Source organism: Hymenobacter fodinae (assembly GCF_004745825.1).
Taxonomy (GTDB): Bacteria; Bacteroidota; Bacteroidia; order Cytophagales; family Hymenobacteraceae; genus Hymenobacter; species Hymenobacter fodinae.
This window is the reverse complement of record NZ_SRLA01000001.1, coordinates 28935-54068: the sequence shown is the minus strand read 5'-3', so window position 1 is coordinate 54068 and position 25134 is coordinate 28935. Positions and strand designations below refer to the sequence as shown.

General features: G+C 53.9%; 22 protein-coding genes. 18 read left to right on the top strand and 4 right to left on the bottom strand.

From position 1 onward, the window contains the following. Positions 1–259 precede the first annotated feature (259 nt). Together EU556_RS00255 and EU556_RS00250 are read left to right on the top strand one after the other, a co-directional pair. On the top strand, positions 260–658 hold the full coding sequence (locus tag EU556_RS00255; protein WP_135429845.1) for a helix-turn-helix domain-containing protein: 399 nt from the start codon (positions 260–262) through the stop codon (positions 656–658). Between the two features lie 310 nt (positions 659–968). Beyond that, positions 969–1466 carry an acyl-CoA thioesterase gene (locus EU556_RS00250; RefSeq protein WP_135429843.1) on the top strand — a complete coding sequence of 166 codons (498 nt, stop codon included), beginning with the start codon at positions 969–971 and terminating at the stop codon, positions 1464–1466. Between the two features lie 424 nt (positions 1467–1890). Here EU556_RS00250 and EU556_RS00245 read toward each other — a convergent pair whose 3' ends face one another. Then, on the bottom strand, positions 1891–2214 hold the full coding sequence (locus EU556_RS00245) for a DUF721 domain-containing protein (RefSeq protein ID WP_135429841.1): 324 nt from the start codon (positions 2212–2214) through the stop codon (positions 1891–1893). Between the two features lie 77 nt (positions 2215–2291). Next, positions 2292–3404, bottom strand: a complete 1113-nt coding sequence (gene recF / locus EU556_RS00240; RefSeq protein ID WP_135429839.1) for a DNA replication/repair protein RecF — start codon at positions 3402–3404, stop codon at positions 2292–2294. Between the two features lie 66 nt (positions 3405–3470). On the opposite strand from recF, the gene pdhA reads away from it, so the two are divergent. From pdhA to recJ, 12 genes are all read left to right on the top strand, one after another. Continuing rightward, on the top strand, positions 3471–4640 hold the full coding sequence (gene pdhA, locus EU556_RS00235) for a pyruvate dehydrogenase (acetyl-transferring) E1 component subunit alpha (RefSeq protein ID WP_135429837.1): 1170 nt from the start codon (positions 3471–3473) through the stop codon (positions 4638–4640). 49 nt (positions 4641–4689) lie between these two features. Further along, positions 4690–5463: a tetratricopeptide repeat protein gene (locus tag EU556_RS00230; RefSeq protein ID WP_135429835.1), complete on the top strand. Its 774-nt coding sequence runs from the start codon at positions 4690–4692 to the stop codon at positions 5461–5463. A 175-nt stretch (positions 5464–5638) separates the two neighbouring features. Beyond that, the gene (gene ribH, locus EU556_RS00225; protein ID WP_135429833.1) at positions 5639–6115 is read left to right on the top strand and encodes a 6,7-dimethyl-8-ribityllumazine synthase; all 477 of its coding nucleotides are present in this window, start codon (positions 5639–5641) and stop codon (positions 6113–6115) included. A gap of 273 nt (positions 6116–6388) precedes the next feature. Beyond that, complete coding sequence (locus tag EU556_RS00220) at positions 6389–6772, top strand: TraR/DksA family transcriptional regulator (RefSeq protein WP_135429831.1); 384 nt, start codon at positions 6389–6391, stop codon at positions 6770–6772. Positions 6773–6937: 165 nt separating this feature from the next. Continuing rightward, complete coding sequence (locus EU556_RS00215) at positions 6938–8809, top strand: pseudouridine synthase (protein WP_135429829.1); 1872 nt, start codon at positions 6938–6940, stop codon at positions 8807–8809. Positions 8810–8969: 160 nt separating this feature from the next. Further along, a complete protein-coding gene (locus EU556_RS00210; protein WP_167855390.1) occupies positions 8970–9713 on the top strand; it encodes a type III pantothenate kinase in 744 nt (247 codons plus the stop codon). Beyond that, on the top strand, positions 9700–11043 hold the full coding sequence (locus tag EU556_RS00205; RefSeq protein WP_135429825.1) for an OmpP1/FadL family transporter: 1344 nt from the start codon (positions 9700–9702) through the stop codon (positions 11041–11043). Before EU556_RS00210 ends, EU556_RS00205 begins: the two co-directional genes overlap by 14 nt. Positions 11044–11050: 7 nt before the next feature. Further along, on the top strand, positions 11051–11626 hold the full coding sequence (gene lptC, locus EU556_RS00200) for an LPS export ABC transporter periplasmic protein LptC (protein WP_135432526.1): 576 nt from the start codon (positions 11051–11053) through the stop codon (positions 11624–11626). A 9-nt stretch (positions 11627–11635) separates the two neighbouring features. Then, positions 11636–11908, top strand: a complete 273-nt coding sequence (locus EU556_RS00195) for a hypothetical protein (protein WP_135429823.1) — start codon at positions 11636–11638, stop codon at positions 11906–11908. A 249-nt stretch (positions 11909–12157) separates the two neighbouring features. Next, positions 12158–14287, top strand: a complete 2130-nt coding sequence (locus EU556_RS00190) for a peptidylprolyl isomerase (RefSeq protein ID WP_135429821.1) — start codon at positions 12158–12160, stop codon at positions 14285–14287. 157 nt (positions 14288–14444) lie between these two features. Next, entirely contained in the window at positions 14445–16265 is a 1821-nt protein-coding gene (locus EU556_RS00185) for a tetratricopeptide repeat protein (protein ID WP_135429819.1), read from the top strand. Between the two features lie 341 nt (positions 16266–16606). Then, positions 16607–18328: a single-stranded-DNA-specific exonuclease RecJ gene (recJ, locus tag EU556_RS00180; RefSeq protein ID WP_135429817.1), complete on the top strand. Its 1722-nt coding sequence runs from the start codon at positions 16607–16609 to the stop codon at positions 18326–18328. Positions 18329–18359: 31 nt separating this feature from the next. Here recJ and EU556_RS00175 read toward each other — a convergent pair whose 3' ends face one another. Together EU556_RS00175 and EU556_RS00170 are read right to left on the bottom strand one after the other, a co-directional pair. Continuing rightward, on the bottom strand, positions 18360–18881 hold the full coding sequence (locus EU556_RS00175; protein WP_135429815.1) for a hypothetical protein: 522 nt from the start codon (positions 18879–18881) through the stop codon (positions 18360–18362). A 90-nt stretch (positions 18882–18971) separates the two neighbouring features. Beyond that, on the bottom strand, positions 18972–19616 hold the full coding sequence (locus EU556_RS00170; protein WP_135429813.1) for a hypothetical protein: 645 nt from the start codon (positions 19614–19616) through the stop codon (positions 18972–18974). A 213-nt stretch (positions 19617–19829) separates the two neighbouring features. Between EU556_RS00170 and EU556_RS00165 the strand changes: the two genes are divergently transcribed. From EU556_RS00165 to EU556_RS00150, 4 genes are all read left to right on the top strand, one after another. Beyond that, on the top strand, positions 19830–21668 hold the full coding sequence (locus EU556_RS00165; protein ID WP_135429811.1) for a M61 family metallopeptidase: 1839 nt from the start codon (positions 19830–19832) through the stop codon (positions 21666–21668). Between the two features lie 119 nt (positions 21669–21787). Then, positions 21788–22519, top strand: a complete 732-nt coding sequence (gene lptB, locus EU556_RS00160; protein WP_135429809.1) for an LPS export ABC transporter ATP-binding protein — start codon at positions 21788–21790, stop codon at positions 22517–22519. A gap of 199 nt (positions 22520–22718) precedes the next feature. Next, on the top strand, positions 22719–24245 hold the full coding sequence (locus EU556_RS00155; protein ID WP_135429807.1) for a GH3 auxin-responsive promoter family protein: 1527 nt from the start codon (positions 22719–22721) through the stop codon (positions 24243–24245). A gap of 114 nt (positions 24246–24359) precedes the next feature. Then, the gene (locus EU556_RS00150) at positions 24360–24785 is read left to right on the top strand and encodes a toxin-antitoxin system YwqK family antitoxin (RefSeq protein ID WP_135429805.1); all 426 of its coding nucleotides are present in this window, start codon (positions 24360–24362) and stop codon (positions 24783–24785) included. The last annotated feature ends 349 nt before the right edge of the window (positions 24786–25134 follow it).

Sequence of the window (25134 nt, the reverse complement as noted above, 5' to 3'; positions counted from 1 at the left end):
CAAGTTCTGTAAGCCCTATTTAACAGCGGCCAGAATAGCTTAAATGAGCTGTTCTGGCCGCTTTTTACATCGTTGTGTTACAATGATACACTGTGTAATGTGACAATATGTTGTTACAACTTGTTATGTGTTACGTGTATCATGTGTAACACATTAATACTGTTACACATGATACACGTGTCTTATGTTACGTAAAAGTGTTTGGCTGTTTGAAACAGTTTTTACATATTTACACTATAAAAAGTAACACCCCCTGCACATGCCAAATCAAGGCGAAATCCTTCAGGAAGCCATTAAAAACAGCGGTATTTCCATTACGCGTATCGTGGAGGAATTGGGTATTACACGTCCGACCATTTATCGTAAGTTCAAGGAGGATACACTTGATTACGCTTTTGTAAATAGAGTCGGTGAAATTATCGGACACGACTTTTCTCAAGACTTTACAAGTTTACAACAGGTGTCTTTGCCATTTGTAACACCTGCTGTATCATCTACTGTATCACCGGTGCCATCTTTGGGTGTAACACATAAAGCTGTTACACCTTCTGTGCCTGAATCTGACCCTGTAAAGCAACTTTTGGCCCTTCAGGCTAAGTATATCGCGCTGCTAGAGTCCTACAATGAACTACTGTTACGGGTGTATGGCCCTAAGTGACAGATTTGTTCCACGTGAAACATTTTTGTTTTGCCTTCCATCCATGGGCGTTTACCGAGAAGGCTATAACAGTAAGTAGGAGGGAGTCGAGGGAGCATACAGATCGGACGACATGTAAGCGACGAGGCGCAGCGAATGACGGAACGCTGAGGCATATTGTGCCACGAATACATAGCCGGTAAGCGGGCTCAACGATGAGCTCAATCCTACCATCCAATTACACCTCTCAACCCGAGCTACAGCAATGGCTAATTCAGTGCTTCCGGACGTACGCCCGGTGTCCTATTCTCGCGTTACTCTTACGGAGCTGATGATCCCTTCATATGCCAACTTTGGTGGCAAGATTCACGGCGGAATTCTGCTCTCGCTGATGGACAAAGTGGCCTACGCGGCGGCCTCTAAACACGCCGGTAATTACTGCGTGACGGTAAGCGTAGACGGCGTGAATTTTCTGCAACCTGTGGAAGTAGGAGAGCTGGTTTCACTGCTCGCCTCCGTGAACTACGTAGGTCGGACTTCCCTGCTAGTAGGCATCAAGGTGATTGCCGAAGATGTGCGCACCGGCACAGTGAAGCATACTAATACTTGCTACTTCACGATGGTGGCCAAAGACGACGCCGGCAAGCCTACTCCCGTGCCAGAGCTGCTACTCGAAACCCCGGAAGACACCCGCCGGTTTCTGGAGGCCATCAAGCGGCGCGAGTTCAATGCCCAGTACCGGGAGCAGTTCGATAATGCCCGCACTAAGCTGGCCGCTGAGGAGCAGCTTCACCTCTTACAGCAAGAGCGGTGTCAGCTCGGGTATTAAATAATTGGAAGGGAATAGACAGTCAACTAGGAGAGGCCTTCCAAGCGGCATAACAGCCTTTGAGGTCAGATGTCTCGCAGGTATCGGCGGGTGCTAGGGATGCCGACCAAGACTAGTGATAGCAGAGTAAGGGCGCAAGTGAGAGACAGGGTATCCTAAGGTACTTGTCTACACTAATAGGATATGGGCAGTTGAGTGTATCTCTACCGCACCTGATAAGCTAGACCATCCTCCTCCCTATACTTGATAGGCCTACTCTATCGAGCTCGGCCGGGCTAATGTGAGCAAGGGTGAAGCGAAGTATCTATGCTTGGTGAGTAAGGAGGGCTCAAGCTGGAGGCCTTGGGTAAAGCAAGATCAAGTAAACAGCTTGCTCGGGGCAGGCAGACGAAACGATGTGGATAGGTAGGATAGAATGGCAGACCTAGAGGAAAACTACCTCCTTAATTACTTCCTCCCCAACTTCAGCATTGATAATTTCAAGGACGCGGGTCTTGGCCATGAACAGCTCGTGCTTGAGTGGGGCCGATGAGAGGCGAACAAAAAGCTTACCCTGGCTGACGTACACCTCCTGAGTCTTCATGGCGACGGCCTTGCCCATTACCCGCTCCCAGCTCGATACTACCACTACCTCGTTGAGCTTGCCCTGCAACCGATATGCTTTCAGCAAAGCCTTAATACCATCCTTCAGCGGAACTATGTCCGACTGACGGGAATTTTCAGGTGAATAAGGTTTTTTAAAAGCCATTTTTGTAAAATAACGCGCGAAGAAACAGCCGTTGCTAGACTACAACGGAACTACCACAAAGGTAACTCTAAGCTAGGCTAGAGCGGTGTCACTTTGCCCGAATCGACCCGGAACCGACGGATGTCATCGGAGAGGGTTGAGAGAATCCGGTCGGTGCGTTCGAGGTGGGTGTCGGTAAGAAAGATCTGCCCGAAGGTCTGGTTCGCGACGAGCTGCATGAGCCGGGTTATTCGCTTCTCATCCAAGCGGTCGAAGATGTCGTCCAGCAGGAGCAGGGGCTTGTGATGCTTGCGGGCAGCCAGCACCTCAAACTGCGCGAGCTTAAGCGCAATGGCAAACGACTTCTGCTGTCCTTGAGAGCCGTAGCTTTTCACCGCTAGGCCATCCATTAGGAAGGTCACATCGTCGCGGTGCGGACCAAGAGTAGTGCGTTGCAAGGAAATGTCTTTGCGCTCTTGCAGGCGGAGCAGCTTGAGGAAGTCGGCACTAGGTAGCTCACTCTTATAGGTTAGCGTTACGACCTCCCGAGCATCCGCTAGCTGCTCATAGTGACGCTGGAACACGGGCTCGAACTCTTGTAGGAACTCTTGCCGACGCTTAGCCAACTGCTCACCTAACGGAGCCAACTGCTCATCCAGCACTAATAGGTAGTCGCGGTCGTACCCCCCTTGCCGGTCGGTGGCCAGCTTGAGCAAGGAGTTGCGCTGCTTGAGCAAATGGGAGTATTTGATCAGAACTTCTAGGTACTCGTGGTCGAGCTGGGAGATGAGGCTATCGAAGTACTTGCGCCGTTCTTCACTGCCCTGCCGGATGAGGTCGGTATCGTAGGGAGAGATAAGCACCACGGGAAAGCGCCCTATGTGGTCGGAGATTCTATCGTAGGCCTGCTTATCGTGGAGGACTGACTTCTTCTGACCGGTGCGCAGGCTGCACTGAATCGTTTCGCCCTTATCCTCGGCAGAAAGTTTAAACCTACCCCTCACCACAAAGAACTCTTCTCCTTGTTTTATGCTTTGTGCATCAGAAGATGTGAAAGCACTTTTGGTGAGCGATAAATAATGGATGGCATCTAAGAGGTTGGTCTTGCCACTACCGTTGTCGCCCACAAAGCAGTTGATGTGGGGGGAGAGTAAAAGGTTTGCCTCGTCGTAGTTCTTGAAGAACAATAAATGCAGGTTTTCTAGAATCATGCGCGGTTCGGAATTGCAATCCTTTTACGTACTTTCGCATCCCAAACGCGAACAACCGAGAGCAAGATGGCGGAGACGAAAGTAAAGGCTGCCTCCAAGGCTTCCAATTCGACGAAGAAATCGTCGACCCCTAAAGCTGCATCCTCTAAGGACACCAATACGGTGAAGCAGCCCGATCCGGTATTGCCGCCAGCGAATGCTGAGGCAGAAGCCGCAACCGGCGCCCCCAAGGCTACTACGCCGGCCAACCCCGAATTCCCAAAGGAGACCTACCTGCAGTGGTATGAGCAAATGCAGCTCATGCGCAAATTCGAAGAGAAGGCAGGTCAGCTTTACGGTCAGCAAAAGATCAAAGGCTTCTGTCACCTCTACATTGGCCAAGAGGCTTGCGTAGCTGGTGCCGTGTCGGCTTTGACTAAAGGTGACAAGTGGATTACGGCTTACCGTGACCACGCGCACCCACTGGCTCTGGGTACTTCGCCTAACGCCATCATGGCCGAGCTGTTTGCGAAAGCTACCGGCTGCTCTAAGGGCAAAGGCGGCTCGATGCACATCTTCGATAAGGAGGTAAACTTCATCGGTGGTCACGGCATCGTAGGCGGTCAGGTTCCGTTGGGAGCTGGTATTGCCTTCGCCGAGAAATATAACAAGACCGGCAACCTCTGCATCTGCTACATGGGTGATGGTGCCGTGCGCCAGGGTGCCCTGCACGAAGCCTTTAACATGGCAATGCTGTGGAAGCTGCCCGTGATCTTCGTAGTAGAGAACAACGGCTACGCCATGGGTACCTCCGTGCAGCGCACCTCTAACGTAACCGAGCTTTACACGTTGGGTGAAGGCTACGACATGCCGTCGGAGCCGGTGAATGCCATGAATGTAGAGGATGTGCACAACGCCGTAGCTCGCGCCGCTGAGCGGGCTCGCGCTGGTGAAGGTCCCACGTTCTTGGAGTTCAAGACCTACCGCTACAAAGGTCACTCCATGAGTGACCCCGCTAAATACCGCACCAAAGAGGAGCTGGAGGACTACCGTTCCCGCGACTCTATCGAGGCAGTTCGTCACACCATCCTGACCCACAACATGGCAACGGAAGAAGATCTGGCTGCAATCGATGAGAAGATCAAAGGCCAGGTTCAGGAGTCAGTGGAGTTTGCTGAGAACTCGCCTTATCCTACCGCCGACGAGCTGTACAAAGACGTGTACGTGCAGCAGGACTATCCTTACATCCGCGACTAGTCAGCGGAAATTTAACTAGCCCCACGTAGCTGCTTTTTAAGCTAACTCCATGTCGAAGATTCCTTTTACGGGCAAGAGTCCCCAGGCTCGCCAGCAGAAGCAGGTAGTGTCCTCGGACCCGCTGCAGCCGGCGGAAGCCTATAACCCGGAGCACCCGCTCCTGGAAGACCCAGACGCACTGGCTATCCGCCTGGCTGAGTCGGAGGACTTCCTGCGTCGTAATAAGAACGTCTTGCTAGGCCTAGCGGCCGTGGTGATACTGGCCGTGGCTGGTGCCTTCGGGTACTATCTGTGGCGGTCTTCACAGGACACTAAGGCGCAAGCTGCCATGTTCCGGGCAGTAAGCTATTGGGAAGCTGACTCGCTACAAAAGGCTATGAAAGGCGACGGCCGCAACCTGGGCCTGGAGCGTGTAGCCTCAGAGTACAGCGGAACGGCTGCCGGTAACCTGGCGAACTTCTATGCGGGCGTAGCTGCCCTGAAAGAAGGCAAGTACAAAGAGGCCGTTGATTACTTGGAAGACTTTAGCTCGGATGACCTGCTGGTGCAAGCTCGGGCGTATGCTCTGCTGGGCGATGCGCACCTAGAGCTCAACCAGCCCAAGGAAGCCGCTGACTTTTACAACAAGGCGGCCAACCACAATGCCAACGAGTACTTCTCGCCCGGCTACCTGCTGAAGGAAGCTACGGCTCGTGAGCTGGCCAAAGACTACGCGGGTGCTGTTACGGCCTACGACAAGATTCTGAATGATTACCCCGCTGCTGCTGAAGCAGGCGAGGCCAAACAGTATAAGGCTCGTGACGAAGCCATGTCTGGTAAATAGACATGACGCGTTGATAAGAACAGAAAAGGTGGCCTAGGCCACCTTTTCTGTTTATGAGCGGCACGGCTAAAACAAAGCCGAGCTGTAATAGTAGGTAGGCAAACCGTGGTCAACTTTCTAAACGCCGCTCATTGGCGCTAGGCCACTTCACTCAGATTTACACCCCCAGAACCCCATGGCAACCGCACTAAAGAATCTCAGCGACTACACCTCTGACAACTTCATTGACATTTCTGACAAACGATTTGGGTTAGTAGTGGCCGAGTGGAACCGCGAGATTACGGATACCTTGGCCCGCGGGGCCTACGAAACCCTAATCAAGCACGGCGCTAAGCCCGAGAACATATTCCGCAATACAGTGCCTGGTAGCTTCGAGCTAACTCTAGGTGCCCAACTGCTGGCCCAGCATGAGGAGATTGATGCAGTCATCTGCTTAGGAGTCGTAATCAAAGGAGAGACTAAGCACGATGATTATATCTGCCACGCGGTGGCAAGCGGCATCACGAACGTGGGTTTAAAATTTAACAAACCAGTAATCTTTGGTCTGGTAACTACTAACACGCTGGAGCAAGCTTGGGACCGAGCAGGCGGAAAGCACGGCAATAAGGGAGTAGAGGGGGCCGTAGCAGCAATTCACATGCTCGGCTTTTAATGGATTACCTATTGCAATATACAGCTGGCTTAGGCGTGTAGATAGGAGCTGCTGAGGCTAATCAGACTGAACTGTAGCTCGATAAGCTACAAAACCGTAGCTTTGCGGCCATAAATGCAGTGTTGGAAGACGCTAAATGGCTAACTAACCTACCGGCCCAGGAAATCCTAAACTAATTTCTTGAGCAAGCTGTTGGGAGCACAAGTAGCTATTCCGCTGTCCTGCAGTCGTTGCTAACTTTTCTTATTATCTCTCTAATCTCCCTGCACCAACATGAGTGACGAATCCCTACGCTATTCCAGGGAAGAACTGGCTGAGTTTGAGCAAATCATTCAAGATAAGCTCACAGCCGCTCGTAAGGAAGTAGCGTTCATCAAAGAAACGCTGAGCCGCAAAAACGATTCGGGTACCGACAACACGGCTTCCTCCTCAAAGGTGCTGGAAGATGGTGCGGATACGGCTGAGAAAGAAAGCCTGAACCAGCTGGCCTCTCGCCAGATGAAGTTCATCCAGCAACTCGAGAATGCACTCGTGCGCATTAAGAATGGTACCTATGGGGTATGCATTGGTACTGGCAAGCTGATTCCGAAGGAACGCCTGCGCGCTGTGCCTCATACGCAGCACTCTATTGAGGCCAAAATGGCCCGTCGCGACTAGCGCAGCACCACACCACATTTCTGCCCGGACCCACGGCCGGGGCTCTTTTAGAGCCGCGCCGCTGGTCCGGGCACTGTTTTCTGCCGCCTGTGGTTTCCACAACTCGGCACCACCTTTTGACACTTCACCCGTACCGTAGCGATACGGCACTTATGCTTTTACTCCATGGGTAAGCAACACAACTCCGACGAAACATCAGGCCGCAACGGCCGCTCCAATTATCGCCCTTCAGGTAGCTCTAGCAGCCCCGAGGGCTTCCGCCGCTCTGGCGGTACAGGTCGTAACCGCGATGACCGCCCTGCTGGCGGTAACCCTCGCTTCGGCGATGCGCCTCGTGGCAACAGTTACGGTGGCCCCAAGAAATTTGGTGGTAGCGGTACTGGCTTCGGTGGGCCAAAGAAGTTTAACTCAACAGGTGGAAGCTTCAACCGCGGCGGCGAAGGCCGGCCCAGCGGTGGTAGCTCACGTCCCTACGGCAACCGTGAGTATGGTAACGACCGTCCGCAGCGTTCCTTCGACCGTGACGCGCCGCGCCGGTTTGATGACCGCCGGGAAGGCCGCTTCGACCGCGACAATGACCGCCGTGATGAGCGACCAGCTCGCCCGTACGAATCTAAGGCCAACTGGCCCGGCCAGCCCTACCGTCAGGAAGGCAAGCCAACGGTACCCCGTGGGGCAGCTGGTGAGCGTAACCGCAAGTTCAATAAGAAAAACCCCTTCGAGCAGGATGCCCCCCAAGCAGACCGCTTTCAGTCGCGCCAGGAACCAACGGCTCCGCGTCGGGACTATGACGCTGGCCCTGACCGGGAAATTCGTCCGGCCCGTCCATTTGATTTCCGGGGCCGTCCAGAAGGGTTAGACTCGGATGAGCGCGCGCCGCGCCGCGAAGGGTTTGCACCTCGCGAAGACCGTTCGGCTCCGCGCCAGGAGGGTGGTTTCACGCAGCGCCATTACGGCGAGCGGAAGGAAGGTGGCTTTGGGGGTGGCAGCTTCGGCGAGAAGCGTACTGCCCGCCCTAGCAGCTTCAACACCGACCGCCGCGATGAGCGGTCCGCTAGGCCAGGTAGCTTCGGTGACCGGGACAGCCGCGGTACTGGCGACAAGCGTTTCGGCGACCGGCGCGAAGAGCGTTCAGCTCGCCCATACGGTGACCGTCCGGAGCGCACCATCAACAAGCGCACTGGCCGCGACCTAGACTCTAATCAGGCTGGCAAGCGCAAGTGGGGAGAGGTAGCCGGCGAAGCCCCCGACTACAAGAACCTGAAGTTTTACGAGGATGACAAAACCCGTGGTAACAAGCGCCGCCGGGAAGAGGACGACTCGCAAAATGACGAAACTCGCTTAAACCGATACATCGCCAACGCGGGCATCTGCTCCCGTCGGGAAGCCGATTCGCTGATTGCGGCAGGTGAGATTAAGGTGAACGGCCAAGTAGTAACGGAGATGGGCTACAAAGTGAAGCCTACCGATACGGTGCAGTACGGCAAAACCAACCTCAACCGTGAGAAGCTGGTGTACGTGCTGCTCAATAAGCCGAAAGACTTCATCACAACCACGGAAGACCCTGAAGGTCGCCGGACGGTAATGGAGCTGGTGGCAGGTGCTTCTAAAGAGCGCATCTTCCCCGTAGGCCGCCTCGACCGGAATACTACAGGCCTGCTGCTGTTCACCAATGATGGCGAAGTGGCGCAGAAGCTTTCGCACCCTTCACACCGCAACAAGAAGATCTACCAAGTAGAGCTTGATAAGCCATTAAGCGAAGAACACCTCGGGCAGATTGCTGCTGGCCTAGAGCTAGAGGATGGCAAAGTGGAAGTAGATGACGTAGCTGTAGTAGCGGGCAACCCGCACTTCGTGGGCATCGAGATTCACATTGGCCGCAACCGCATTGTGCGCCGCATTTTCGAGCACCTGGGCTACGATGTAGTTTCCCTGGACCGGGTGCAGTACGCTGGCCTGACCAAGAAAGATCTACCCCGCGGTAAGTGGCGCTTCCTCACCGAGAAGGAAGTTATCCGCCTGAAGTATTTTATGTAAGCACGCAACCGCTCGGCTACCGAGCGGCTCTCAATGGTGAAGTTGTGTAAGGTGTAGTGGGAGAGGAGGCAGTTCTTTCGAACTCTTCTCTCTTGCTTCAGCAAAACGCAGCTTCACCATTTTTGTAGATCAGCTAGTCTCAACTCTATCAGCTTACCGCTTGCGTACCTTTTCCCTTGATATTGGCAACACGGCCGTGAAGTATGGGTACTTCCAGGACGACGTGCTAGTGGAATCGGCCACGCATCAGACGCCGGACCAGGTACGTGCGGCTGTTCAGCGCCTGCAACCCGAACACGCTATTGTAGCCTCGGTAGCCGAACCTACTGCAACATGGGCGACAGAGCTCTGTGATACGCTACCTGGCCTAGTGCTGGAGTTTGTCCCGGCAAGTACACCACTTCCCATTCAGAATGGTTACGCTACCCCCCACACGTTGGGAGCCGACCGGCTGGCGGCGGCGGTGGGGGCTGCTTGGTTACTACACGGCCGCAACGTGATGATTATTGATGCCGGCACTGCTATCAAATGCGACTTGGTAGATGCCAACGGGGTATTTAGGGGTGGTAGCATCTCGCCGGGCTTGGCTATGCGGTTTCAGGCCTTGCACACGTTTACCGGCCGATTACCGTTAGTAGAACGCCCAGCCAATCTAGTTACGCCGATAGCCTTTACTGGCGACAATACGCTCTCAGCAATTCAAAGCGGTGTGCTGAACGGTGCTGCGGCTGAAGTGCGTGGATTTGTGGAGGAGTACCGAGCCCAATACCCTGGCCTAGCGGTAGTCTTGGCAGGGGGCGATGCGGCTTTTTTCCATGCCCGACTGAAAGGCTCTATCTTTGTCATACCGGAGCTCGTGCTACTGGGGCTTCACCGAATTTTAGTACACCATGTCTCAACCTAATTTCGCCGGCCTCGCTGGTGGTATTTCACTGCTAGGCCTCTTGGCAGCTTCGTCGGTACACGGGCAGGGCCTCGGTAACTCGCCGTATTCACGCCTAGGCCTCGGCGACGCGAACAGCAACCTAGGCGGTATCCGGCAACTGAGCATGGGCGGAGTTGGGATTGCCGCTCCCAACAATGTCAACGTAAACGAGCTGAACCCAGCACTGCTGTTCTACACTTCTCGCACTACGTTTGAGGCTGGCTACACGGCGCAGGTGAAAACGCTACGCAACGGGGTTAGCTCGCAACGGACAGGATCGGCTAACCTTGGTTACTTGGCTTTATCCGTACCAATCAACAGCCGTTGGGCAGGGGCTATTGGTCTCAAGCCGTATAGCACCGTTGATTACGAGTCGAACACTACCACCAATATTGAAGGCGACCCGACGGCGCAGGCTCAAAACCAGTACAAGGGTAGTGGTGGCCTAGCCGAGGCCTATACTAGTCACGCCGTAAAAATTGCGAAAGGGCTTACCCTAGGAGCCTCCGCAGGGTACGTGTTTGGCAGCATCGATCAGCAGGCTAGCACTATAGTCATTAACCCAACGTCTACAATTAATAATACCGACCGCAATATATATCTGCAGCATGTGCACTACTCGGACTTTACTTTCCGGGCAGCTGCGCATTATCGAGGCAAGCTCACTGATAAAGTAAACTTCAACTTGGGCGGTGTATACAGCTTTCAGTCCAACATTGATGGCGAGCGTACCCTTTCGCTAAATCGGGAAGACGCCGAAGGCTTGCCTATTTCTTCGCTAGCAATAGAAACTGATGTGAAAGGAAAGGCCACTGTGCCTGGCCTGACACAGGTAGGTATCAGCCTCGACAATAACAGAAACTGGAGCGTGAACCTAGATGGTTCGCGGCAGGAGTGGTCGAAGTTCAGGGCCTTCAATGAGGCAGGCGGGTCTTCGGGCATTCCGCTCAGCGACACGTACCGGGTAGGCCTGGGCGGTGAACTTACCCCCGACGCTACCTCAGTAGATAATTACTTTAACCGGGTAACGTACCGCTTGGGCTTGAATGTGGCACAGCTACCTTACCGCCCCGGCGGCAACACTCTTTATGACCGGTCGGTGAGCTGGGGCTTTGCCTTGCCATTACCTACGGCCACACCTCTAGAAGCTACTACTATCAGCTTAGGATTCCAGTATGGCCGCCGCGGTAACACTGACTCCCGCACCGTAGGGAGTAACGTGGAGCGCAACGTGCAGGAAAGCTACTTGAAAATGCAGTTGGGCGTAACGCTCAACAACCGGTGGTTCTTGAAACGCAAGATTGAATAACCGAAAGATGAAGCGGCTGGCAAAGTATATACTGGCCTACAGTCTGGTATGTTCAGGACTAATGAGCTGCCAGAAGCAGGAAGAAGTTCAGAAGAAAGTCGTGAAGTATGCGGGCCCCATGCTGGAAACTTCCAACGTGCTTACCCTCATGAGCGACTCCGCCCAACTGCGTCTTCGGCTGAAAGCACCTTTGGAGCAGATCTTCGACAATGGCGACCAGGTGTACCCGAAAGGGGTAAATCTGACTTTCCTTGACAAGGATGGTGTTACGGTAATAAACACCATTAAAGGAAATTATGGTAAGCTGGACAAAACTAAAAACCTCTACGTTGTGCGGGGCGATGTGCAGGTAACTAATGTAGAAAAGCAGCAACGGATGAATACCGAGGAAGCCTTCTACGATAAGAACAAGGCACTTATTTATACCGAGAAAGAAACGGAGGTACGCGTTACCACGCCAACAGAAAGCCTAACTGGGCGAGGACTGACGGCCAACCAAGACTTTTCGCGCTACACCATTCTGACTCCTACGGGCGTATTCGCCGTTGACCCTGCCGCCACTGCCCCGGCACCAACTCGTTAACTTCTTTACATGAAACGTTTCTGGGACCCCGGCATTGAGCGTACTCTGCTGTTTACGCTGGCCATTTTCACCTTCGTCATTGCCACCTATCAAACGTTGGCCGAAGGGAACATGGAAGGGCTCTACCATAATTACTGGCTCTACATGATTTCCTTCGGGGCCATTATTTACTACCGCTACCTCAAACAGCGCCACAAGGAGGCAGTTGCTGAAGCAGAAGCAGCTGCCAAGACGGCCGCTAAAGCTCAAATCAAGTCAAAAGGCAAAACCAAGAAGCGGTAGCATAGCATGGGTATACCGCCTTTAGGCAAATGACCTTGTTCCGTTGGAGCGCGCTGCCGACCGACTGAACAAGGTCATTTCCTTTCCTGACACCAGTAATATTCTCCCGATTCTTCTGGTCTGCTTCTCAATGGCTTCCGCTCAACGGCATCGCTAGGCCACTCGTTAGGCGCTCAGCTTTGAATGTCCGCGGTATTCTGGTTATTTTGCACCTCAATCACCTTTCTACCTGTGCTTTTTTTCAAGTAAATGGCATTAATTAACACGATTCGCGAAAAATCGGGCTGGGCAGTCGGGGCCATCATTATCGGCCTGCTGCTTTTCATGCTGGGAGGAGACTTCCTCTACGGTCGCAATAGCTTTTTCAAAGGCAATGACCGCGTAGTAGGCGAAGTAGCCGGGGAGAAAGTGGAGTACGAAGACTTCAACGCCGCCCTGGAGCAAGCCAAGCAAGGGTTCATTGCCCAGCAGGGTCGTCAGCCCGATGAAAATGCCATGGGCTACCTGCGGGAGCAGGCCTGGAACCAGATCCTGTATCGGATTGCCTTCCAGAAGGAGTTCGATAAGCTGGGCCTAAAGGTGTCGGACGAGGAGCTTACCGACATGGTGCAGGGCGAGAACCCTCATCCCAGCATCCGTCAGGCTTTCACTGACCCTCAGACTGGAAAGTTCGACCGCACGAAGGTTATTGAGTATCTGCGCAACCTCGACAAGTTGCCTCCGCAGAACCAGGATGCCTTCCGCACTTTTGAAGCCAATCTGACGCCAGAGCGTTTGGCTACCAAATACAACAACCTGATCAAGCAGAGCACCTATGTAACCTCGGCCGAGGCTAAGCGCTTCGACGAAGCACAGAACACCAAGGCTAGCCTCCGTTACCTGCTCGTTCCCTACTTCACGATTTCGGATTCGAGCGTGAAAGTAACCGACGACCAAATTCAGGCCTACATCGACAAAAACAAGGGTCGTTATAAAGTAGAAGATGGCCGCGACATTGAGTACGTGACTATTCCCGTCGCTGCTTCTGTAGAGGACAGCGCCGCCGTACGCAAGAACATAGACGAGTTGGCTACGCAGTTCACCACGGCTCCCAACGACTCGCTGTTTGCTAAGCTGAACTCTGACCAACCCTACAACGGTGCGTACCTCTCGCCAGCTGATATGCCCGAGAAGCTACGCAACCAGCTGCCCCTGCAGGTAGGTAAAGTATACGGCCCCTTCGCTGAGAATGGCACCTACTCGTTGTTTAAGGTAACGGGTCAGAAAGCAGGCACGCAGGCTGCGGCTCGTGCTAGCCACATCCTCATCAAGCCCGAAGGCACCACGCCCGAGGCCGACGCGGCTGCAAAAGCAAAAGCCACCGAGGTACTGAACAAAATCAAAGGCGGCGCTGACTTTGCTGCAATGGCTCGCCAGTACGGCACCGATGGCACAACCGCTACTGGCGGCGACTTAGGCTGGTTCCAGCAAGGTCGCATGGTACCCGAATTTGAGAAGGCTGTGTTTGGTGCTACCTCCGTAGGCCTGTTGCCTGCTCCCGTGAAGACTTCGTTCGGCTACCACATCATCAAGATTACGGCTCCCAAGACCACCCAGACGTATCAGGTGGCCGCCGTACAGAAAACCATTCAGCCCACTGATGCAACCCGTGACGCCGCTTACCAGAAGGCACAGCAGCTGAAAGGCCAGGCTTCGAGCATTGAATCGTTCCGCACTGCTATTGCCAAAGACAAGAGCCTGCAGAAAGTAGAAGCCAAAGGCATTGGCCGCGGCGACCAGGCTGTAAATAACTTACAGGGTGCCCGCCAGCTAGTACGTTGGGCCTACGGCGTAAACCCCGAAGGTGGTGCCGAAACCAAAGTAGGCGACGTGTCGGAGGTGTTTGAAATTGGCGACCAATACGTAATTGCCGTGCTGACCGGCGAGCGTAACAAAGGCACCGCCAATGTAGCCAGCGTAAAGCCCGAAGTTTCGGCGCTGGTGCGCAACGAGCTAAAAGCTGAGCAGATCATAAAGAAGCTAAACGCTTCGAAGGGTACGCTGGAGCAAATTGCCCAGGCCTACGGCAGCAACGCCCAAGTGAAAACGGCTGATAATGTGGCACTGGGCACTGGCCTGCTGCCCGGCCTCGGCAACGAGCCCCTGGCTGTAGGCAAAGCCTTCGGTCTGAAAGCTGGTCAGAAGTCAGCCCCCTTCCAGGGCGAGCAGGGCGTACTGATTGTAGAACCCGTAAGCGTACAGAAGCCCACGACTACTACCGACGTGAAAGCGGTTCGTCAGCAACTGACGGCCCAGCGTACCGCCCGTGTAGATGGTTTGACGTATGAGGCGGTGAAGGCTCACGCCAATGTGAAAGACAACCGCACCAAGTTCTTCTAGGCCACTTCAGAGGTCTATTTTTAAACGGACCGCGCCGCAAGGTGCGGTCCGTTTTTGTTGTACCCATAATAGCAGAAGTCAACCCACCGCCAAGATTTCCTGCTTATCTTGAAATGAATCCGGGCTTTGGTCCGTTGCTGCTGAATATCCTGTTTGTATGCGCTGCCTTCGTCCTATTCTACTCTCTGTTGCTCTTTTAACCGCCGCTGCTCCGCTGCATGCCCAGCAAGAGTCAGAAGGCAGTGCCATCAGCTTAGCCCGCGAGTACGTACGCAAGGGTGAGAATGAGAAGGCTGTATATCTGTTCGGGCGGCTGCGTAACGAAGAGCAAACGTCCCCGAACGTTCTACCCGATTATCTAGCTTCATTGCAGGCTTTAAAGCGTTATAAAGACGCCGAGAAGCTTATCAAGCGTGCGCAACGCCAACGCCCCGACGACCCAGTGCTGGGCGTGACCCTAGGCCTTGGATATCTCAAAGCTGGCGACGAGGCAGCAGGGCAGAAACAGTTTGAGCGAGTGCTAGGCCAGTTAACCGCTGCACAAGTGGTGCCAGTAGCCATGGAGTTTCAGCGGGCCGGTCAGCCGGACTGGGCAGTGCGTACCTATTTGCGTGGCCGCGAGCTGGCCAAGAGCGAGACGGAATACTCGCCCCAACTTATTCAGCTCTACACCCAAGCGGGCCAGCAAAGCAAAGTGGTAGTGGAAACACTGCGCCTTGTGCAGGATGACGAGCGACAACTGCCCTTTGTGCGCAACATGTTGCAAAACACCCTGCAGGACGACAAAGACTTTGCGGCGCTGGAAAAGGAGCTGCTAGGCCTCGTGCAAAAGAATCCCGACCGGACTGTGTACAGTGAGCTACTACTGTGGCTACAGGTGCAACGCCACGATTTCACAGGAGCCTTGGTACAGGCCAAAGCCCTCGACCGGCGTAGCCGCACCGAAGGTCAGCGGGTGCTGGACGTAGCCGAAATTGCCCGCCGCAACAAAGACTATGAAAGTGCTATTCAGGGGTATGAGTACGTGGCGCGCGAATACAAGACTCCACCATGGTACGCTATTGCCCGTCAGCGTCTTGTGCAGACTCGTGAAGAGCAGGTTCGCAACACGTATCCCATCAACCCAGCGCAGCTGCAAAGCCTGTTGCAGGAATATCAGCAGGTGCTTACCGACTTGGGCCGCACCCCGGAAACGGCTCCCGTGCTACGGAGCATGGCCTCATTGCTAGCGTTTCAGCTCGATCAAAAAGCCAAGGCCATTACATTGCTGAACGAGGTCATCAACATGCCCCGGGCCAGCCTCGATGTTGTAGATCAGGCCAAGATTGACTTAGCCGATATCTTTCTGCTGCAAGGCGAGCCTTGGGAAGCAACACTGCTATACTCGCAAGTTGAGAAGTCGCATAAGGATACCCCCCTGGGCTATGATGCCAAGCTGCGCAATGCCCGCTTAAGCTATTTCGCCGGAGATTTCAAGTTGGCCCAAAGTCACCTGGATATTCTGAAGCAGGCAACCAGCCGCGAAATTGCCAACGATGCGATGCAGCTCAGCCTGCTCATCACCGATAATACCTCCATGGATACGGCAGGCGTGGCGCTGCGTGATTATGCTGCCGTGGAGCAGCTCGTATTTCAGAATAAAATTCCGGAAGCGTTGCGGGGCATTGACGCGCTGCTGCAAAAATATCCCGGTCATGCGTTGCAGGATGAGTCATGGTACCTGAAGGCTCAACTCCAGCGCCGCACCGGCGACTATCCTGGGGCTCTGGCTACCCTTGAGAAGATTACGGCCAACCCCAAAAGTGACGTCCTCAGCGACGATGCACTGTTTCTGGCGGCCAGCATTCTGGAAGAAAACGTACAGGACCGCGAGAAAGCACAGCAACTTTATAACCAAGTGTTAGTGAAGTTTCCGGGCAGCATTTACGTGGCAGAGGCACGCAAACGGTTCCGCAAGCTGCGCGGCGACGCCCTCTAGGCCACTAGAACTGTCATGCTAGCTGCCGAAAGAAGCTGGGTTACTGGCCTAGAGGTTTGCTCCAGACTTCTTCCTCTGCTCAGAATGACAGAAAGAACTTAGGAAAAGAACAAGAACATCAGGCTCAGAATCGCGAAGAACGCCAGATACATCAGCCCGTCGGTAAGAATATACTGGCGGTATTGCTGATAGAATTCGCGGAGTTTCTTCATGGAAGCGGAGTGGTGAGTGGCAGCGGCAAAATTACGGAAGGTGCAATTCGCGGAGAGAAATAGGCGCGGCAGGCGCCGTTTTTCTTCGTACTTTTGAAGATACAGCCCATAGTTGGCTCTTGGCAGAATATGGAAAAAAGATGGATCCGCAAGCCCGCGCCCGACCCTGATAAAGTCCGGCACTTGGCCGACGCCCTACGCGTCAACGAGGCTATCATTTCCCTGCTCTGCCAGCGCAAAGTGTGTACGTTCGAGGAAGCTCGCGCGTACTTCCGCCCGTCCCTCGACTCCTTGCCCGACCCACTGCTGATGCGCGACATGGACCGGGCTGTAGACCGCCTCGTGCGGGCCCTGCACCTAGGGGAGAAAGTGCTAGTATTCGGCGACTACGACGTGGACGGTACTACCTCAGTAGCGCTCGTATACAGCTACTTGCGTAACTTCTTCGGCCCCGACCGCATCGATTACTACATTCCTGACCGGTATAAGGAAGGCTATGGTGTGTCGGATGCAGGTATTGATTTCGCTGCTGAAAACGAGTATGAATTGATTATTGCTCTCGACTGCGGTGTGAAAGCAGTGGAAAAGGTGGCCTACGCTAACCAACGCGGCGTTGATTTCATCATCTGCGACCACCACTTGCCCGGCACTGAACTGCCGGAAGCCGTGGCTGTGCTGGACCCCAAGCGTGCCGACTGTCCGTACCCGTTCAAGGAGTTATCAGGATGCGGTGTGGGCTTCAAGCTGATGCAGGCGTTTACTCAAAACCAAGGGCTGCCGGAAGAGCCGCTACACGAGCTGCTAGATTTAGTAGCCGTGAGCATTGCCGCCGACATCGTACCCATTGTGGGCGAAAACCGCACCCTGGCCTATCATGGCCTGCGTTTGCTTAACGACCGCCTGCGCCCTCAGCGAGCAGGCCTAGATGCGTTGCGTGAGTTAGCGGGAATTCAGAATGCCGAGCTCAACATCAGCAGCCTAGTATTTGGATTTTCGCCGCGCATTAACGCCGCAGGTCGTATGGGTGATGCCAAGCGCTCGGTGGCTATGCTGCTGGCTGAAAGCACCGAGGAAGCCAAAGAAAAGGCTGGTGTGGTAGACAAGACCAACCAAGAGCGCCGCGGCTTCGACACCAGCATCACGAAAGAGGCGCTGGAGATGATTGAGCAGGACGCTATGCTGCGCACTGCCAGCACCACGGTGCTATTTAAGCAAGACTGGCACAAGGGAGTGGTAGGCATTGTAGCCTCCCGTTGCCTCGATAAATATTACCGCCCTACCATTATCCTCACCGAAAGCAACGGCAAGGCTACGGGCTCGGCCCGCTCGGTAGTAGGGTTCGATGTGCACCAAGCCATCGAAGAGTGCTCAGAACTGCTTGATCAGTTTGGCGGGCACATGTACGCCGCCGGCCTTACGCTGCCTGTAGAGAATGTACCGGCCTTCCGCGAGAAGTTCGAGCGCATTGTAGCCGGCCGGATTTTGCCCGAGCAGATGATTCCGCCGGTAGAAATCGACCAGAAGCTCCAGCTCAGCGACATTACGCCCAGCTTCTTCAACTTGCTTCGGCAGATGGAGCCATTCGGCCCCGGCAACTCTAATCCGGTATTCGAGTCGGAGCAGGTGTACGTCACGCCCGATTCGGCCCGCATTGTGGGCAACTCCCACCTTAAGCTCACGCTTACCCAAGACGGCCGTCACACCGTAGATGCCATCGGTTTTGGGCTGGGGGAGTACCTAGAGGAAATTCGGCAGGGGCAGCCTTTCCACGTGTGCTATACCGTGGAGATGAATGAGTACCGCGGTGTGAAAACGCTACAGCTCCGGGTAAAGGACATCCGCTGGGAGTAATAGCTGTTCCGTACTCAAAGCTCCAAGTGGCCTAGAGGGTTTTAGGTAGGGCATACAGTTGCCCGTTCCAAATAAAATACCCGTCGCGCGTATAGATACCGCCAATGTACTTGTTGGTGGCAGGGTTCTTATTGAACAAGTCTAGGCCACGCGCCAGCTTCATCCAAGTGGTAGTGCCATTCAGCCTTCGCTCTTGCAGAATTTTCTGGTTGTTGACCTGCGCCACATATTTTTCTTTGATCTGCCCATTGCGGAGATAGCGCGTGGTCTGTTTCCAAACATAAAGGCGCTTAACTCGATCTGCGGGTAGCTTATTAGGGTTAGCCGCAAGGGTGTAGCCCTGCACTACATGTCGGCGCAACCCCATGCGAGGGGCTGAAATCTCAAACTTGGTTGTCTGACTTAGCTCTTGGCGGGTGCTAGCCGCCATTTGCAATAGGGAGTCACGGGCAGCGGTGGCTTTGGGTACGTCAGTTACTGCTTGTGCTTGCGTTGCAAGAGGCCGTAGAAAAAAGGCTGTAGCAACAATGAGTAGAGCAGTGGTCTTCTGCATGTAATAAAGGGTAAGGTAGTAATAGAATATACAAGTCTCGTAGCTACTGAAATACGGCACCGCATCGGCTGAGCTTCACCTGCCAGTAGCTTAGCGCACTACCGGTGGCGTAGGATAGTGATAGAACTCGCGTGCTGGCTTTTGCTCTTTGGGTAAAAACAAAGGATTGAACTGACGAGTAATGCTTAGGTAATCACCCTGCACAAACTCAACAATTTCTTTAGGCGACTCCTTAGTAGGAGTTGGTATAAAAGTGAATTTGGCCAAATGCCCGTTCTGATATTCTTCACGGAACTGCTTTTGGCCCCGGTTGAAATAGGTAACTTTCTCCACTAACGCGCCGGTGGTTTTGTGCTTCACCACATGCTTTTTCGCCAAGACAAAGACTGTATTATTCACAAGCATGTAGCTCTTAGTAACAGTGCGCAAGCCACGGATAGCAAAATGGTGCGATTTAAAGCGGGTAACACGGCTACTACCTTCTAATCGGACGGCCGCTACTTGTGCAAATACAGAATCGCGGACGGATAGGGCTTTGGCTGAGGGAGCAGTAGTGGTTTGGGCCTGGGCACTAAGGAGGGAGCCAACACTCACACTTACTAGAGTAATAAGCTGTTTAATCATTTTTCTAAGTAAAAAAGCAATAAAAATAGAATTGCGCGGGCAAATATAGTGGCCTAGCTCAACGGCGCAACGACAAGATATAACTGCGTTTTGCTCATTCAGTAGTGCCATGGGCACACTTAGAAATGTCGACAAACCTACTACTCTTCATAGTGTCCGAACTAACCTGGCTCGAAACATAACATACGCTTAATATGCCCAAGCCTATTGATGGCCGTCTAAATGAGACCATTGCTAGCAGAAGGCCGCTAGGCCACTAGCCCGCCACAATGCGTACCTTGCAGCAGGCGTTATAGCCCCTCATTCACTATCCATAACTACTTGATGAAAACGTTCTATCTGGCCCTCGGGCTTGGGTTGGCCGCGGCTGGAAAGGCCCAGGCCCAGCAGCCGGCCGGTTATCAGATTTCGCTCGACCTACAAAACATCCAGAACGATAGGGTGAAGGTGGTTGTGAATACACCTCCAGTAAAGGAAACGCAGGTAACCTACGTCATGCCGTCGGTGGTACCGGGTTCTTACTCCAAGAAAGACTATGGCCGCTTCGTTACCAACTTCAAAGCTTTCGATAGCAAGGGCAAGCAACTGAAAGTAAAGAACAACGGCCCCAATCTGTTCATCATCGACAACGCCAAGAACCTGGCCCGCCTGGAATATTTGGTAGATGACACCTGGGACGCCAAGCAGGACGACTCCTTCATCTTCCAGCCCGGTGGCACCAACATTGATGCCGGCCGTAACGTGACCATTAACCACTACGGCTTTTATGGGTACCTAGAGGGCTACAAGATGCAGCCCTACCAAGTGAGCGTACAGAAACCTGCCGACTTCTACGGGGCCTCTGCCCTGGATGTCCGCCATGAGTCGCCTACCAAGGACGTATTTACCGCCAACAGCTACGTGACGCTGGCCGATGGCCCGGTGCTCTATAGCAAGCCTGATACGGCCAGCTTCAGCACTGGCGGAGCCCGCATATCAGTGGCAGTACTTTCGGAAGGTGGCCTAGTGAAGGCGGCACAGGTAAGTGAAATGCTGCGGCCCATGTCGGAGGCGTTGACCAAGTTTTTCGGGAAGATGCCGGTGCCGAAGTATCAGTTTCTGATGTATTTCCCCGGCCTGAACTCCCCGCTCAACAGCAAAAACGGTGGCTATGGCGCCATGGAGCATAGCTATTCCTCGCTGTATTTCCTGCCCGAAATACCCGACCCTGACCGCATGCGCAGCATGGTGCTGGAGGTAGCCTCGCACGAGTTTCTGCACATGCTGGCCCCGCTCAATATCCATAGCAAGGAAATAGGTGAGTTCGACTTCCAAAACCCCAAAATGTCGCAGCACCTGTGGCTGTATGAGGGCGTCACGGAATATGTATCGCAGTTAGTACAGGTGCGCGGAGGCCTGATTACGCCCGATGAGTTTCGGGAGCGGATGAAAGACAAGATTGATAAGGCACAGAAGTTCCAGGATGTATCGTTCACGGAAATGAGCCGCAAGATCTTAGAGCCGCCCTACAAAGACATGTACAACAACGTGTATGAGAAGGGCGCTCTGATAGGCCTACTGCTGGATATCCGCATCCGGGAGCTCAGCCAGGGCCGCCAAACTCTGCGCGACGTGCTACTGGCTCTGCGCGAAAAGTATGGTCCCGACCGCTCTTTTGAAGACAGCCAGCTCATTCCGGAAGTAGTGGCCCTCACCAACCCTCAGGTGCAGCAGTTCTTCGACCGCTACGTGATTGGCGCCGAGCCGCTGCCCCTTACGGAATACTTGGGTAAAATTGGCTGGGTGTACGCGCCCGTAGGCCAGGCTAAGGTGAAGGCTTTCGGCAATATTGGCTTCGGCTACGATCAGGCGAAAGACCAGTTCCGAGCAATGAAAACCAAGGCCGACGAGAATGCCTTTGGCCTGAAAGAAGGCGACGTGATTGTGGCCGTAAATGGCCAGGCCGTGAACATGCAAACGGCGGAGAAGCTGTTGCGCCCCCTGGTAGAACCTAAAACTGCCGACCCAGTTCGCGTAAAGTTCCGTAGCGGTGCCACCGGCCCCGAGCAGGAGCGGCAAGCTACGCCGCGAGAGTTTGACGTGGAAGTAAAGAACCTAGTGGAAGCCATCCCAACTCCCACACCTACCCAGCAGGCCCTGCAGGATGGATTGTTGAAGAGGTGAGCCAACTATCCAGCGACGATGTAATGGGGTGAGAAGTAGCACAGGCGTTATCCTTCTTACCCCTTACCTCGTTACCTCTCCACTATTCTCCTCATCAGCTCCCTTACCTTTGCGCCACAATGATATTACGCGCCGAACACCTGGTTAAAAAGTACAAGTCGCGCACGGTGGTGAACGATATGTCGCTGCACGTGGAGCAGGGCGAAATCGTAGGCCTGTTGGGCCCGAATGGGGCCGGCAAAACCACGTCGTTCTATATGACGGTGGGCATGGTGAAGCCCAATGAGGGCCGTATCTTCCTTGATGATCAGGAAATAACAGACCTGCCTATCTACAAGCGGGCCCGCTTGGGTATCGGCTACCTCGCACAGGAGGCCAGCGTGTTTCGCGACCTGAGCGTAGAGGAAAATATTCTTTCCGTACTGGAAATGACAGACCTGCCGAAGCAGGCTCAGCGCGACAAAACCGAAGAGCTACTCAACGAGTTTAGCCTGACGCACGTGCGCAAAAACCTGGGCCGCGTGCTGTCGGGCGGGGAGCGGCGCCGCACCGAAATTGCCCGTGCGCTGGCCGTCGACCCCAAGTTTGTGCTGCTGGATGAGCCCTTTGCCGGCGTCGATCCTATTGCTGTGGAGGAAATTCAGGGCATTGTGGCCAAGCTCAAGCATAAGAACATTGGTATTCTCATCACCGACCACAACGTGAACGAGACGCTCAGTATCGTGGACCGCGCTTACCTGCTCTTTGAAGGCAAGCTGTTGAAGGCTGGCACTGCCGAAGAGCTGGCCGCCGATGAAATGGTACGCCGGGTGTACCTGGGCAAGCACTTCGAACTAAAGCGGAAAATTTAAGACTAGCTAAGAGGCCTAGAGCCATCGTTCCGGCTGGAACGGGTAAGTGGAGTTACGTAGTAGTAGCCACCACATTGCCCGTTTCAGCCGGAACGATGGCTCTAGGCCTCTGGGCATTTCTAGTAACTTTCTGCCGCTACCTGCGGTAGAGAACCTACTCTCGCCCTTCTTTGTCTATGTCCCACCTATTCCCGCCGCTGTGATTAGTACCGTACTCACGTGGGCCGTGCAGCGCCGCCTGGATGATATTGAGCATTTCCGTCAGCACCCGCACGAGGTGCAACAGGCCCTGCTGAAAAGCCTGCTGCGCACCGCCCGCGACACCGAATGGGGGCAGCGCTATGGTTTCCCTGATGCCCCTTCGGCGCGGGAGTTTGCCCAGCGTGTACCTATCAGCAGCTACGAAGACCTATATCCGCACCTAGAGCGCGTGCTGCAGGGGGAAAGCAACGTACTTTGGCCTGGCACAGTGCAGTGGTTCGCAAAGAGCAGTGGGACTACTAACGCTCGCAGCAAGTACATTCCCGTCACGCGTGAGTCGTTACAGGATGGGCATTATCGCGCCGGTCGAGACATGTCGGCCATAGCCACCTACTTATATCCAGAAGTGGATATTTTTGGTGGTAAAACGCTTTCCCTGGGTGGTACGCACCACGTCAATCCGTTTCGTGAGGAGGGCTCTGGCTCTAGGGTGGGCGACGTGTCGGCGCTGATTATGCAAAACCTACCCGCTTGGGCGGAATTTGTGCGTACACCACCCCTTGAACTGGCCTTGTTAGATGAGTGGGAGGAGAAAATAGAGCGCATTGCCCAACATGTGCGCCACGTGGATGTACGGACGCTAGCTGGCGTGCCCACTTGGATGATTGTGCTGATTCGGAAGGTGGTGGAGCTGACAGGGGCTCAAAACATTCGAGAAGTATGGCCTAACCTAGGCCTCTTTCTGCACGGCGCCGTGGCTTTTGGACCCTATCGTGAGCTGTTCCGGCAATTAATTCCGGGTGAGCAGATGCACTATCTTGAAATCTACAACGCCTCCGAAGGCTACTTGGCTTTTCAGGATGAACCGAATTCGGAGGATATGCTCCTGCTGCTCAATCACGGCATCTACTACGAGTTCTTGCCCGCCGACCAGTGGGACGCGCCAGAGCCACAAGCTATAGGCCTAGAAGCCGTAGAACTAGGCCGTAGCTATGCCGTTATTATCAGCACCAACGCGGGCCTGTGGCGCTACAAGATTGGTGACACGGTACGCTTCACCAGTCTGGCTCCGTACCGCATCCGAATTTCAGGCCGCACCAAGCACTTCCTAAACGCCTTTGGGGAAGAAGTAGTAGTGGAAAACGCCGAGGCTGCTGTGGCCGCCGCCTGCCAGGCTACTGGCGCCACCATCCGCGACTTTACGGCCGCACCCATTTATTTTGCTGCCGATAATGGTGCCTCTCGCGGTGGCCATCAGTGGGTGCTGGAGTTCGTGCAGGCTCCTTCAGATGCCACGCGCTTTACTGACGTTCTCGATCAGACCCTGCGCCAACTTAATTCTGACTACGACGCCAAGCGTCACCGCGATATTGCCCTCACTCCTCCCGATGTGATAATTGCTCCGACGGGCACATTTGAGCGGTGGCTGGCGCGTAAAGGCAAACTAGGGGGGCAGCACAAAGTACCTCGGCTGAGCAATTCCAGAGAGTTTATCGATGATATTCTATTAGAACTAAAAAATTAGTTATATATTCCTTCATCATCGATCTACCTCCGTTACATGATGGAGCCACAGAAAGAATTATCTCACTACTTGAACTCGACGGACAGTTTGCCGCATAGGTATACTGTAGCTCTCTTGGGGCTTGTTGCTATGCTCGTGGCGTCGTGTACTTCATTACCCGTAGGCCACGCCCGCAACCGCTATGATGCGAAGGGGCAGCGACACGGGTACTGGCAGGAGTATTTTGATGCGGCTGAAATGCACGTGGCCAACCGGGGGCGCTATCGGCATGGGCGGCCGGTAGGCCTGTGGCGCTACTACACCCCCGCGCAGCAGCTAGAGCGTAAGGAGCGTTACCTGCGCATCCCGGCTGGTCAGCTATCAATTACCTACTATCACCCAAATGGTCAGATTGCTCGGCAGGGGAGAGCCCAGTATGTGTTGCGGCCCGACGGGGCCCAATTTTATTGGTTTGGAGAATGGAAACGCTATTCGGCGATAGGTAGGGCTGAGGCTTCAGAATACTATGTAAATGGCCAGCTACTACATAAGAATCAATAGCTGAATAGTTGTCTATATCGAAGGGTAATGAAGACTTGAAAAAAATATAAGTAGGATTTATTCGTGTAAGTCGAAAATTATATATTAGTGAATTGTTTCTCATTCAATTCACGAGCGTGTCTACTGCAACAACTTCTACCCACACCCTGGCAGCACGGCGTAGGCGCCGCCGCACCCCCGAAACTCCCACACTTCTAGGTACTCGTACTATTATAGTCTTTCTAGGCCTATTAGGGTTAGCGCTATTGATGAGCCTAGGTGTTATTGCCGCCAATTTGGTCACTTGATTAATAAGGCCTGATAACTGCTGTGGCAATAATTGGATTCGCCCTGCTTGAGGTTGTACTTG

Bases quoted from the DNA above. Each gene is read 5' to 3' on its own strand.
- EU556_RS00190 (WP_135429821.1), top strand. From the start codon at position 12,158: ATGGCATTAATTAACACGATTCGCGAAAAATCGGGCTGGGCAGTCGGG.
- EU556_RS00165 (WP_135429811.1), top strand. From the start codon at position 19,830: ATGAAAACGTTCTATCTGGCCCTCGGGCTTGGGTTGGCCGCGGCTGGA.
- EU556_RS00175 (WP_135429815.1), bottom strand. From the start codon at position 18,881: ATGCAGAAGACCACTGCTCTACTCATTGTTGCTACAGCCTTTTTTCTA.
- EU556_RS00245 (WP_135429841.1), bottom strand. From the start codon at position 2,214: ATGGCTTTTAAAAAACCTTATTCACCTGAAAATTCCCGTCAGTCGGAC.
- EU556_RS00230 (WP_135429835.1), top strand. From the start codon at position 4,690: ATGTCGAAGATTCCTTTTACGGGCAAGAGTCCCCAGGCTCGCCAGCAG.
- EU556_RS00220 (WP_135429831.1), top strand. From the start codon at position 6,389: ATGAGTGACGAATCCCTACGCTATTCCAGGGAAGAACTGGCTGAGTTT.
- EU556_RS00170 (WP_135429813.1), bottom strand. From the start codon at position 19,616: ATGGCACTACTGAATGAGCAAAACGCAGTTATATCTTGTCGTTGCGCC.
- pdhA (WP_135429837.1), top strand. From the start codon at position 3,471: ATGGCGGAGACGAAAGTAAAGGCTGCCTCCAAGGCTTCCAATTCGACG.
- lptC (WP_135432526.1), top strand. From the start codon at position 11,051: ATGAAGCGGCTGGCAAAGTATATACTGGCCTACAGTCTGGTATGTTCA.
- EU556_RS00250 (WP_135429843.1), top strand. From the start codon at position 969: ATGATCCCTTCATATGCCAACTTTGGTGGCAAGATTCACGGCGGAATT.
- EU556_RS00205 (WP_135429825.1), top strand. From the start codon at position 9,700: ATGTCTCAACCTAATTTCGCCGGCCTCGCTGGTGGTATTTCACTGCTA.
- lptB (WP_135429809.1), top strand. From the start codon at position 21,788: ATGATATTACGCGCCGAACACCTGGTTAAAAAGTACAAGTCGCGCACG.
- recF (WP_135429839.1), bottom strand. From the start codon at position 3,404: ATGATTCTAGAAAACCTGCATTTATTGTTCTTCAAGAACTACGACGAG.
- EU556_RS00185 (WP_135429819.1), top strand. From the start codon at position 14,445: ATGCGCTGCCTTCGTCCTATTCTACTCTCTGTTGCTCTTTTAACCGCC.
- EU556_RS00195 (WP_135429823.1), top strand. From the start codon at position 11,636: ATGAAACGTTTCTGGGACCCCGGCATTGAGCGTACTCTGCTGTTTACG.
- EU556_RS00215 (WP_135429829.1), top strand. From the start codon at position 6,938: ATGGGTAAGCAACACAACTCCGACGAAACATCAGGCCGCAACGGCCGC.
- ribH (WP_135429833.1), top strand. From the start codon at position 5,639: ATGGCAACCGCACTAAAGAATCTCAGCGACTACACCTCTGACAACTTC.
- recJ (WP_135429817.1), top strand. From the start codon at position 16,607: ATGGAAAAAAGATGGATCCGCAAGCCCGCGCCCGACCCTGATAAAGTC.
- EU556_RS00255 (WP_135429845.1), top strand. From the start codon at position 260: ATGCCAAATCAAGGCGAAATCCTTCAGGAAGCCATTAAAAACAGCGGT.